The organism is Tissierella praeacuta (assembly GCF_040396155.1).
Classification (GTDB): Bacteria; Bacillota; Clostridia; order Tissierellales; family Tissierellaceae; genus Tissierella; species Tissierella praeacuta_A.
Genome location: NZ_JBEBOY010000063.1, coordinates 1 through 12,212 on the forward strand (window position 1 = coordinate 1; position 12,212 = coordinate 12,212).

Consider the following 12,212-nt stretch of genomic DNA (forward strand, 5'->3'; position numbering starts at 1 on the left):
TAGTTCTACTGCAGAATCTTGGAAACAAATCTCTTAGATTTTTATTGCAGAACCCCAACCAAGCTTTTTCTGAATCAATGGTGAGTAATTCACCAACTATACTAATGGTAATTATTTCACTATCACTTAGGATAGCATCCTTGATATTACGGCGTTCTTTAATATGTGTTGGAATAATCTCTTGGTAAATATCGTCAATTAATATATAAATGACTGTAATAAAGTCTTTTAAATCAGCAATTTCTTTGATAGAATATTTATTAGAAAACTCTAGCATATGTTATCCTCCTATCTTGATTGGTTGTCAATGATAGGTTAACATAATTGCTGGAGTTTTTATATTTGTAATTTTTAACTAGCACAACAGGTTAATTTACATTCTAATCTAGTTCTATTAAAAGAGCAGTTCTGAATTACATCGGCGGAGAGGATAAAGAATTTACATTCTAATCTAGTTCTATTAAAAGTGTAAAAGTGGAAAATGAATTACAAAATGTATTTTAATTTACATTCTAATCTAGTTCTATTAAAAGTGCTAGTATATGACGGAAAATCCATCGAGGAAGTAAATTTACATTCTAATCTAGTTCTATTAAAAGAGATGTATTTCTTTTATCACTTTTAACCCTTTCCCAATTTACATTCTAATCTAGTTCTATTAAAAGATTTGGAAAGGTGCAAATAACTACTGTAACAGAAATATTTACATTCTAATCTAGTTCTATTAAAAGTCTATAGTAGAAAGCGTAATACAAATATAAAACATAATTTACATTCTAATCTAGTTCTATTAAAAGTGAGTAGTTTGTAATCGCCATGAAGTAGCAATTGCAATTTACATCCTAATCTAGTTCTATTAAAAGAAAAGTATTGGGGAAAAGTTTATAGTGAAGAAATAGATTTACATTCTAATCTAGTTCTATTAAAAGTGTCGGTATTGTTGCATCTGGTTTACTTATGTCTAGATTTACATTCTAATCTAGTTCTATTAAAAGACAAACTGGTATGGCATAGACACAATAGACCAATTGAATTTACATTCTAATCTAGTTCTATTAAAAGGATTATATACCTTTAAGACAATCAGTAGCAGAGATGAATTTACATTCTAATCTAGTTCTATTAAAAGGAATATCGCAAACTTAGAAGCTTATGCATTATCGCAATTTACATTCTAATCTAGTTCTATTAAAAGTTTTATTAAATCCATCTACATATATATAAAACTCTTATTTACATTCTAATCTAGTTCTATTAAAAGGATCTATTCATTATCCATATTGCTCCACCTTGAAAAATTTACATTCTAATCTAGTTCTATTAAAAGAAAGGTTATTAGATACAGAAGTAGGACAACTTATAAATTTACATTCTAATCTAGTTCTATTAAAAGTAAGGAAATTAAGTCCGTCGGAGAAAAAAGGAACGAATTTACATTCTAATCTAGTTCTATTAAAAGCATAGGATCTAATTCCACCTGCCTTAGAGCTTAATAATTTACATTCTAATCTAGTTCTATTAAAAGTTGTTGTTCTTCTGTGAAAACAGTAACTTCTTTTTTATTTACATTCTAATCTAGTTCTATTAAAAGTTTCATGATGTAGATGTAACATATGGACCACAACCATTTACATTCTAATCTAGTTCTATTAAAAGATGATTGTTTGTTTTTATTACCTTATTGACAATAATATTTACATTCTAATCTAGTTCTATTAAAAGTGGTATAATTTACTACTCACCTTTGAGTAGTTTCCTATTTACATTCTAATCTAGTTCTATTAAAAGCACTTTAACAGCAATTCAAAAAGCTTTTAATGATTAATTTACATTCTAATCTAGTTCTATTAAAAGTCCTGTAATTTCTTCAAATTTCTTAGCGTTGAAATTATTTACATTCTAATCTAGTTCTATTAAAAGAGAAGCGAATAATGGCGGAAAAATGAGGATATTTAAATTTACATTCTAATCTAGTTCTATTAAAAGCTCTCACACTCCAAGACCGCAAGAGGTAGCAGTATTATTTACATTCTAATCTAGTTCTATTAAAAGCTTTTTAACTGTTTTAGTAACTACCATTTCAGCTATATTTACATTCTAATCTAGTTCTATTAAAAGTTATCAGTGCCTCCAAATTTAGCTCTCCCTACACCTATTTACATTCTAATCTAGTTCTATTAAAAGAAGAGAAACAAAGATGGTATCTATATTGGCAGAATGATTTACATTCTAATCTAGTTCTATTAAAAGTACACATAATACTATATTATGTGTAATCATGTGTAAATTTACATTCTAATCTAGTTCTATTAAAAGTGAAACTATTAGAGCAAAGAGAAAAAGAGCGTAATAATTTACATTCTAATCTAGTTCTATTAAAAGAAATAACTTTATATTAATTAAAATAACAGATTTAAAATTTACATTCTAATCTAGTTCTATTAAAAGAGCTCTCCAAAACTGAACTGCATCTAAGGTATCTCCATTTACATTCTAATCTAGTTCTATTAAAAGAAAATAGGAGGGTTGAAAATGAAAAAATATATACACATTTACATTCTAATCTAGTTCTATTAAAAGGCTTGTTATCATATACTTCTACTAAACATTTTTGTAAATTTACATTCTAATCTAGTTCTATTAAAAGTGTTTGCTTTGCCATATTATCACCTACTATTCATAATTTACATTCTAATCTAGTTCTATTAAAAGGCGGAGCAACGGTTTTATCCCCCCGTAGTATATAACATTTACATTCTAATCTAGTTCTATTAAAAGTGTAGAAAAGATTTTGTATAAAATGTATGGTAGTCAATTTACATTCTAATCTAGTTCTATTAAAAGACTTAAAGTATTAGGATTAAAGAAGGTCGCTTAATAATTTACATTCTAATCTAGTTCTATTAAAAGGCGTATTCTTATATAATGATTTCCTGCGATAACGGTATTTACATTCTAATCTAGTTCTATTAAAAGATGGTTATTTTGGACTGCCTGGTAAAGGTAAAACTAATTTACATTCTAATCTAGTTCTATTAAAAGGTTAAAGCCAATTACTGATGCTATAACTGGAAATCTATTTACATTCTAATCTAGTTCTATTAAAAGATAGATGCCTCAGAATATAAGGTAACTCATAAATTATTTACATTCTAATCTAGTTCTATTAAAAGGCTTCCCTTATCCATTAAGCTTGTCCCCCTTCTCTTATTTACATTCTAATCTAGTTCTATTAAAAGCGTATTTTTTTTAATTTCTTTCATACCCATAAAAAGATTTACATTCTAATCTAGTTCTATTAAAAGCTACCTTGTCGTAGTCTGTTTTTTCTCTATGGGAATATTTACATTCTAATCTAGTTCTATTAAAAGGCCGCTACTCTTGAATTTGTTGTGTCCAGTATTACCATTTACATTCTAATCTAGTTCTATTAAAAGGATATTAATATTATTGTGAAAGGAAGGTTGTTAAAAATTTACATTCTAATCTAGTTCTATTAAAAGAGTCCTTTAAGTGTGATAATAGCCGACTGTATTCCTATTTACATTCTAATCTAGTTCTATTAAAAGCATAGAAAGGGGGAGTTATAACAATGAATAACAAGAATTTACATTCTAATCTAGTTCTATTAAAAGCTTACTAACCCCTACCGTTACGACTATTTTTACCAAATTTACATTCTAATCTAGTTCTATTAAAAGGATGAAGTGATCTCAAAGCAAAACAGAACAATAGAAATTTACATTCTAATCTAGTTCTATTAAAAGTGAAACAAATGTTAGACATCAGAAAAGAAATAACTAATTTACATTCTAATCTAGTTCTATTAAAAGGCATACTTATGGCCCCATTGAAATTACTATAACTAATACCTAATTACTGTCAACCCTATTATTCTTCTAAGCAAACTGTTCTCTCATTATCTAAAATAAATACAATAAATATCCTCACTTATTGAAATATCATAGTTTGTCAATGTACCGAGATATTTACATAATTAGGGGTCGACAAGGTATAGTCTAAAAAAAATTAGATGTTTTATCATCAACTATACCTAGATAATCTTTCTCTAACCATCTTTCTTCTCTACTTTTAAATACTAACACCGAATCTTTATCATTCCTTATATATCTATTCAACTCAGTTCTTAATTTCATATAATTTAATTCAGTTAAATTTCCTTCAAACACTGATTTTTGAATATGAGTCAAATATTTTTTACAGATTTTAAAAGTATTTCTTGCCACCTTAGGCCCTGTATCATCCGATAAGATATCATATACAAGTATCACATACATATTATATCACCACCATATTTTAAATCCAGAGTATTCTTTTTCTCCAATTATATATTTAATCAATTTATAGCATTCTAATCTAATTAAATATCTATAGGAAACATCTCTACCAAGTTCTTTATGAGATATCGTACTTTCTAATCGTTTATCATATTCCATTAGTATTTTTCTTTTACCTGATTCCTTTAAATATAAAAAATTTGACTCCCTTTCAAAATCGTCCTCTGTTATTTGATTCCTGTTAAGCATAGAAAATATCATCCTATCTCCAATTAAAGGCTTAAATATTTCTGCAATATCTAAAGATAGTGAAAATCTTTTTGTTCCTGGTTCATGCAGAAAACTTACTGTTGGATTTAGTTGAGTTTTATATATTTCACTTAAAGTTGTTGTGTAAATAAGACTGTTTATAAATGAAATAAGAGAATTAATCATGTTATCTGGTGGTCTTTTTACTCTTTTTTCAAATTGTATATCTTGTTTTACAATATCATTCCAAGTTGAATAATATGTTTTTCTAATATTACCTTCTATGCCCATAATTTCATTGATAGACTTTCCATAATCTAATTTATTTATCAAGCTATCAATATTTCTCATTGGCTCCTCTAAGTCAATTCCTCTTCCGTTATAATATCTAAGGTTTCTATAAATATTATAAGATGAAGCTTTCAATATTTCTTTAGCAATTTTCAACCTTTTTTCTTCATTATCATAAGCTCTTACTTGCTGTACCAATAGATATCCACTTATATTTGTCTCCCTAGGATAATAACTGCCACTATAGAATCCATAGTAGTTAAATACATGTAGTATAATACCTTTCTGTGATATAAAATTTAATAACTTTGTATTTAGACTTACTTCGCCAAATAAATATACTTCATCAGCAACTTCGGCTTTAAGGTTTTTCTCATCTCCTTCTATACTTTTCATAACCACACTATTATCTTTTCTCCTTAAATCTCCATCCTTCAAAATATAAAAAGTTTCTCCCAATATTACACCTCCTATACATAACATAGTTCATAATAAGAACATTTCTTGCAGAATGCTTTATTAATAACTCCGGGAGGCAAATCCATATTAAGAACACATTGAATTTGTTCTAAAACCTCCATTAATTCTTTTTCCTCAGAAGTAGTTAAATATATTTCTTCTCTCTTTCTTAAAAGGGGATAATCTAAAATCCCCTTTTCTATGTTAACTCCTTTGCTTCTTAAGACCCAAATATAATATTTAAGTTGCCACTTACCAGCCTCATCTAATTTCCTGGATTTTTTAACTTCATGTATAACCTCCCATTTTCTCAAAAAATCAATATTTATGGTTTCATCTATTAATATGCTCTTCTTTTCTCTGTCATAGGAGTTTTCATCTATTAACTTCCCCATACCTACTAACTCACTATTATGTTCCATATTTATATCATTCTTAAAATACCATAGCTTTCTTTTACATACGAAATAATAATTTACCATAATACCTGTTATTTTCATACCTATCATCCTAAACTATATTATTTGGTTCACCATCATCTATCTCATCTTCTATAACATTAGTAAATCCAAATTTATCATCATAATTACATTTATAAATATTTAAATATTCATATTCATTTATCTCTTTCACTCTATTATTACTATCTTTAAAACTATAATAAGGTATAGATATCTTAAATTTATTTATTTCATTTCTTGCTTTAGCTCTATCTTCTCTTGAGTATTTCTGTTCACTGTCATAATCCAGTATGTCTTTATTTTTATTTATCTCCACTTCATTTTTGTTATATACTGTCTCTGGTATTATGGAAATATTATTTATATTTCTAAACATATAATTTACTTCTTTCTTAGTTTTTTCATTTGTATAAATAGATTTAAGGTACTCCATCGTTCCTTCAATATCATTAAGATATTTAGAATCCTTTAATTTTTCATTTGTATAAGTATTATTTATTATTTGTAATTTTTTACTTTCACTTAGTGGACCATCTAGATCTTTCAAAGCCTCTTTAGAAATTTCAAAGATTTTTTTATCTACTACAAAACCAATGCCCCTTATCCTTTTATCTCTACCAGTAAAAACATAGGCATTATATCCATTGTCTAATTTAAAATATCTTTTACGATAACATCTTCCTAATCTTTGAAATAGTCCATTTATATCTGAAAGTTCTGTTATTAGCACATCAAAATCTATATCTAAAGAAGCTTCTAATATTTGAGTTCCTATCCAAATACCTCTGCCATCTGATTCTTTTTCCCCTAACTTTAATATTTCTACTTCTTTTTTACTTCTATCTTCCATTGTGAAATAACTATGGATTAAGTTCAAATTTTCTGGTTCATAATTCCTCTCTAATGTTTCATAAAGTTCTTGAGCAGTTTTTACTGTATTACATATTACCAAAACCCTATTATTTATTTTTGATTGTTCTACTATAAACTCTGGAGAAATCAATTTATCTATTACTTTTATACTATGTCTAATCTTATCCTCCTCTTCGATAAATGGAGCTGGTTTATCATATTTTATACCTTCACTTATTAATAATTTCTCAAATATAGGTGGAAAAGTAGCTGTTAATATAGCAAACTTCCCCCCTATATCTGTTATGAGTTTTAAACCATATATTAGATAGGCTATTAATTCAGGACTATACATCTGTATTTCATCTATAACTATTCTGGAATAGCTAAGAGTTGCTAACTTTAATTCAAAACCCTTATATCTATATACAAAATCAAATAACTGATCTAAAGTTGATATAGTTAGGGGAAGGGATAGTAATTTAGTTCTATCATAATATCTACTTAATCCCTCTTTTGCATCATTCCTTTTTATATACTCACTAAAACTATCAGAATGAAGTACTCCCACCCTCTCATCTAGCTTATCTAACACAATCTCACTTACAACTCTGTCATATATTGCATTAATAGCTACCTTTAATGGTAATGTAAAAAAACCTTTATTATTGCCAATCCACAGCAATCCTGCTTCTGTCTTTCCCATACCTGTTTGTGCAATAGCTATAATGTTCTTATCTCTATTGTCTCTCATATATTGTTGTAATGGATTTCCACCGTCCCAAGTATTCAATAATTTTTTCAGTCCTTCTTCTAAAAAATCACTTTTATATTCCACCTTTTCATGTGCACTAGAAGCATGATCTAGCCTATTTAACATTCCTTTAACTTTTATATATTCGTGAAATACATTAACTCCATCTTTTTCATGAATTCTATCAACACTATAATATCTTAAAGGAAAGTTATAACTCTGTAAGTTAGGTACCCTTTCATATTGGAATATTTCAATTTCCTTATTCAAGTTTTTAATTTTATCATTTATATAATTGAGATTTATATCTATATCTATTTCAAAATTCCTTTCATGATGATATATTATTGAATTAACTAATATCTTAACTCCATCCTTACCATATCTATCCAGAATATCTATTGTTGGCAGAAATCCTACACTTAAATAAGCATGAGGAATTTCGTTTTCTATTCTCTTTCCTCTTATTTTATTTTGAAAATCTTCATTTAATTTTCCTAGGTCGTGATAAAGACAAGCTAAATAAAGTAGCTCCCAAGTTATATTAATATTTGGATATAACTCCTTAAGTGTTTCCCAATTCTCTATTAAACGCTCAGTATGCTCTTGTATTGTCTCTTTAGGTCTTGACTTAGCCAAATACTCCATAAAATCCCTCCGTATTAATATAAGGTAAGATATATCTTCCTTATATTAAAAATACTATATTTTTATCCTCATCTAAATACACTTTTTCATATTGCCAAGCTACTAATTTGCTCCCATATATTACATTAACTCTAGTCCACTTCCTAATATATTTTGGTTCCTTCTTTGTCCCTATATTATCTAATATATAATCCTTATTTAATTTATATCTTGTTCCTGGTGTAACTATATCAGATTCACCTACTCCTACTCTCACTTTATCTTTCTCTATATAGGATTCAGGAATATATGCACTATACAAAAAAGGTAAAAATGTATCTTGCTCTAAAATCTTATCTTCTATTGTTACTTTCTTTACTTCTTCAATTATAGCAAGATCCTCATGCCGTCCTAAAGCTGGATATTCTATAGGATATTTAAAAGCTTCATATATTTCATCTAATTCTTCTATTTTAGGTACAATATGAATTAAAAGTTCAACATCTACTAAAAGTTCTACTGTAGATATTCCTCTTATCATGCCATATCCACCTACATTTATATTATGCCTGCCTTTCTCATATTTACCTCCCGATTTAAATTCATATCTTGTATATAAATCATTGACTTTAGAATAATATCTACCCTGTATACTTACATCCATTGGATGATATTCTTTATAATCACAGAGTCTGTGAACCATACCTATAACAGTAGAATATGGAGGCAGTGGATATGTTTCTTTCAATTGAAAACTCGTAGGTTTCTTATAATTTACCATATTTTGAGATAGCTTGATTCTAATTGCTTTCATAGTAATCTTTAACCTTTCCTTGAAGATCAGCAAAGAATTCTCTCATAGTTAACCCTTCTAATTTATCTTTAATCTCATTCTCATTTTCAAACACTCCTGCTACTATTCCTACTTCTGTATTTTCCTTTATTTCTTCATTTAATATATCAAGTATCTTATCAACTATTAAGTTCTTATTTTTAACTTCTATTGCATTTTGAAATACTGGGTTTTTAATAGAATATACTCCTCCAATTACAAATAGCGGCTTAAAATCTTCCCTTCTTCCTTTTATATCTCTATATAAATACCTGACAGTATCTAATAACCTATTTATTCTATTAGCTTTCTCGCTATTGGGAATCTCTATATTATCATTTTCATCTTTACCTACCTTATCTAGGTCAACGGTTATTGTGTAAGAATAAAGTGATCTGTGAATTTCACTTTGTGCTATATTTCCCCCATCTTTTAGTTCATTTCCTTGATTATTATACCTATCTAGTAACCCCTTATTAGTCAGAAAATCCAAATCTCCCCTATATGGTTCCAACGATATGGCATTAGACAGTCGTACAACTGCTGATCTAGTCTTGGATGGTTTTGAGGTTTTCATATATCCAAATAAATCTATTTCTGGATATTCTTCTATAGTTGTATCTGGAGCAAATTGAAGTACAGTTCCATCTAATCCTATTTTGGTATTATCTATTCCCATTTGATTAACTATATTATATCTTAAAGCTTGCCTAGAAATATAAGTATACTGCTCCCCTTTTCCCCTTGAAATTTTCTTTAATGTCGCAACATTTCCTATTGCTTCTCCATAGTTAGCACTCTCTGCTTCAAAGATTACTGTAATAGTTAAACCCTTCTTCATCATTTATTTTCCTCCTTATTTGAATTTTCTAACTTAACTTTATCATCTTCCTCACTTAAAGCACTTGCCACCAATCCTGTTACAAATGCATATCCAATAATCCCTAATTTATCCTCATCTCCTAAAACCTCTATTAAATCCTTAGGGATTTGCCTTCCCACATACATATAGCTATGAATTAAGTTATGAATAAAGCTCTCTGCATTTCTAGTTTTAAGTGAATTTAACAATCTATAAGCTATACCCTTTACTTTTTCCTTATTCTTTAAATTTTTATATTCTTCCCCTAAAGCCCAACCACTTTTATTGAACTGATTTATCATTTTATTTTTTTCTTTATCGTTATTCAAGGTATTCACTCCCTCTAAAAAATTAACATTTATCTTATTTAAACAATGTATATGATAAGAATTAAAGTAATTTGTTATACTTGCTGATTTTGTTAATTTATTAATCAGCAATTTATGAATTAAATTAAATAAATTTACCCCACTTAGTATTCTTTCAATAGTCATAGGATACAAATTATAATAATTTTTCCCTTCTTTATATCCTGCTGGTATGATACCGTTTAACAATTCCTTTGAATTTCTTATTGTTCGTATCATTTCTTTAGATAAAATATTAAATATATACTTTCCACCTTCTTTCCTAATGACTTGAATATCTGATAATTCATAATAAATTCTTGTTGTAAGCTCTTTTTGTATTGATTCTACCAATGCTTTATAAATATATAAATTTCTATTTGTTTGTCCTTCTTTTAAACTATTTTCTATACTCTCTTTTACATTCTTATTTGTTTCTATTAATTCTTCTACACTTTGATTGCTATTTATAAATATTCCATCTTCTCCTGTTGTAAAAATCATGCCACAAGGGATACAAGAATATATTAATCTAGCTAAGTCACAAATATATATATCATTTTCAAAATTCCATATATGAGAGGTTTTTCTATTAGTATCAAAACCTGTATCTACAAGAAATCCCATATCATAAGCTGTAGATTTATTTTTTATAGGTAATCCTGTAGCAAAACAAGATAGCTTGAAGTTACTTTTATCTTCTTTTAGATACTCTATGGTTTTATCTACAAAAGTTTTCTTATAATCAACATATATATCTTCCTCTTTGGTATTCCTATTTAAAAAAGATACTCCTTCCCATGATTGATTAATTATGTTATAGATTAATGTCTTAGCAAAAAGATATTTTTTTCCATTATCAGAATATACATATTTATATATTTTTTCTATAACTCTAAATTGCTCTTCTATTTTATCTTTTACCTCAACTATACTTTTTTTATTGGATAGTTTTATCTGTTTCAAATTTTTTTCTTCATCTTCAATATTTATATCTAATCCTACTAATTCATAAACTTTTTTATAGTTAGGTCTTTTTAAATAATCTTTTAATTCTCTTATCATTTTATTTAAAGTATCCAAATCATCAGCATTAAAAGATTCAAATTGTTCTTCACTATGAATACTAAATTTATTATAGAATTTGTGTAGCCTATCCCAATGAGTAATGCCTTCATAACTATGAATTAAATAGTTGAAGTATTTACTATCAAAATTCTCAAGTACTTCCATTTCGAATTCAATATAGTTATCTTTTATGTGGAATTTATCTCCTGCATAATTGAGAATATTACATAATCCTAATATACCTGCATTTAGTTGCCAATCAGATAACTCTATCCTTGTCTTTTCCCCCATTTAATCACCTCCTATACTAAATCTACCATTCCAAAACCACTACTCTTTCTTGACCCAATTCCAGCCTTATAAAGATAATCTAGAATATATGGTTTAGCTTGTACTTTTATCTTACATATATTAGATAGGACTTCTATTCCATAGTGTTTTACTTTTACCTCTTTACTTCTTTCTAACACTTCAACTTTTATCTCTTCAATATCTAATTTTCTTTCTTCTCCAAAATTATCCAACAATTGATTTCTAAGATTATTGATAAATATTTCTTCTCCCTTTTCTTCATTTAAAGAATAATACCAAGTCTTTTTGTTATCACCCTTATGTTCCCTAACAACTATGGGAGACATTGAGGAATAAACAGCATAATCATCAGTTATAGGCTTTTCTTTATTTATATTTATATTACGTACTGTTATGGAGTTACCTTTGATATTGTATGATTTTCCTCTATTGGCTAAAATAGCATTATAGAAAAAAATCGAATCTTTCATATCAGATGTAGAAAAATTTAAGATTATCTTTTTTTCAGGAATTATTATTTCTTCTTTAGTAAATTTACAGTTTGGCATATACAAGGAAAATGTAAAATTCTTCCTTTTATTTTCTTCCGCCTCATATAAGGATTCATAATAATTCTTATCATAGGACTCATAAATATGTTTTAGAAAAGAAAGTATTATTCTATTTTTGTCTTTTGGTATATTCTCATTAGATAAAATCAATTCAACATTGTATCTCATATTCTCACCTCCCTAGTATAATAATGTAGCGTTAATCATAATTCATAACGCTTGAAATCACTGTATCTTACACAGTGATTT

At 27.4% G+C, this 12,212-nt stretch carries 8 protein-coding genes, 1 pseudogene and 1 CRISPR repeat array; all 9 genes and pseudogenes read right to left on the reverse strand.

Translation table 11 applies throughout. The annotated features are described in order from the left end of the window. Positions 1–277 (reverse strand): annotated as a pseudogene (locus ABWP20_RS17210) (IS982 family transposase); the annotation flags it as partial. 94 nt (positions 278–371) lie between these two features. Next, positions 372–3,833: a CRISPR direct-repeat array (repeat unit 30 nt; unit sequence ATTTACATTCTAATCTAGTTCTATTAAAAG). 186 nt (positions 3,834–4,019) lie between these two features. Then, positions 4,020–4,298: a CRISPR-associated endonuclease Cas2 gene (cas2, locus tag ABWP20_RS17215; protein ID WP_353097505.1), complete on the reverse strand. Its 279-nt coding sequence runs from the start codon at positions 4,296–4,298 to the stop codon at positions 4,020–4,022. Positions 4,299–4,304: 6 nt separating this feature from the next. Further along, positions 4,305–5,297: a type I-B CRISPR-associated endonuclease Cas1b gene (gene cas1b / locus ABWP20_RS17220; RefSeq protein WP_353097506.1), complete on the reverse strand. Its 993-nt coding sequence runs from the start codon at positions 5,295–5,297 to the stop codon at positions 4,305–4,307. 11 nt (positions 5,298–5,308) lie between these two features. Continuing rightward, the gene (cas4, locus tag ABWP20_RS17225) at positions 5,309–5,797 is read right to left on the reverse strand and encodes a CRISPR-associated protein Cas4 (RefSeq protein WP_353097507.1); all 489 of its coding nucleotides are present in this window, start codon (positions 5,795–5,797) and stop codon (positions 5,309–5,311) included. 10 nt (positions 5,798–5,807) lie between these two features. Beyond that, entirely contained in the window at positions 5,808–8,012 is a 2,205-nt protein-coding gene (gene cas3, locus ABWP20_RS17230; RefSeq protein ID WP_353097508.1) for a CRISPR-associated helicase Cas3', read from the reverse strand. A gap of 40 nt (positions 8,013–8,052) precedes the next feature. After that, the gene (gene cas5b / locus ABWP20_RS17235; protein WP_353097509.1) at positions 8,053–8,805 is read right to left on the reverse strand and encodes a type I-B CRISPR-associated protein Cas5b; all 753 of its coding nucleotides are present in this window, start codon (positions 8,803–8,805) and stop codon (positions 8,053–8,055) included. Continuing rightward, positions 8,792–9,667, reverse strand: coding sequence for a type I-B CRISPR-associated protein Cas7/Cst2/DevR (cas7i, locus tag ABWP20_RS17240; protein ID WP_353097511.1), 876 nt, complete (start codon positions 9,665–9,667; stop codon positions 8,792–8,794). Before cas7i ends, cas5b begins: the two co-directional genes overlap by 14 nt. Continuing rightward, positions 9,664–11,391, reverse strand: coding sequence for a type I-B CRISPR-associated protein Cas8b1/Cst1 (gene cas8a1 / locus ABWP20_RS17245; protein ID WP_353097512.1), 1,728 nt, complete (start codon positions 11,389–11,391; stop codon positions 9,664–9,666). The genes cas7i and cas8a1 overlap by 4 nt, the downstream gene beginning before the upstream one ends. Before the next feature lie 11 nt (positions 11,392–11,402). Then, positions 11,403–12,131 carry a CRISPR-associated endoribonuclease Cas6 gene (gene cas6 / locus ABWP20_RS17250; protein WP_353097514.1) on the reverse strand — a complete coding sequence of 243 codons (729 nt, stop codon included), beginning with the start codon at positions 12,129–12,131 and terminating at the stop codon, positions 11,403–11,405. Between the last annotated feature and the right edge of the window lie 81 nt (positions 12,132–12,212).

Coding starts and splice junctions, on each gene's coding strand:
- cas3 (WP_353097508.1), bottom strand. CDS start 8,012: ATGGAGTATTTGGCTAAGTCAAGACCTAAAGAGACAATACAAGAGCAT.
- cas2 (WP_353097505.1), bottom strand. CDS start 4,298: ATGTATGTGATACTTGTATATGATATCTTATCGGATGATACAGGGCCT.
- cas4 (WP_353097507.1), bottom strand. CDS start 5,797: ATGAAAATAACAGGTATTATGGTAAATTATTATTTCGTATGTAAAAGA.
- cas5b (WP_353097509.1), bottom strand. CDS start 8,805: ATGAAAGCAATTAGAATCAAGCTATCTCAAAATATGGTAAATTATAAG.
- cas6 (WP_353097514.1), bottom strand. CDS start 12,131: ATGAGATACAATGTTGAATTGATTTTATCTAATGAGAATATACCAAAA.
- cas7i (WP_353097511.1), bottom strand. CDS start 9,667: ATGATGAAGAAGGGTTTAACTATTACAGTAATCTTTGAAGCAGAGAGT.
- cas8a1 (WP_353097512.1), bottom strand. CDS start 11,391: ATGGGGGAAAAGACAAGGATAGAGTTATCTGATTGGCAACTAAATGCA.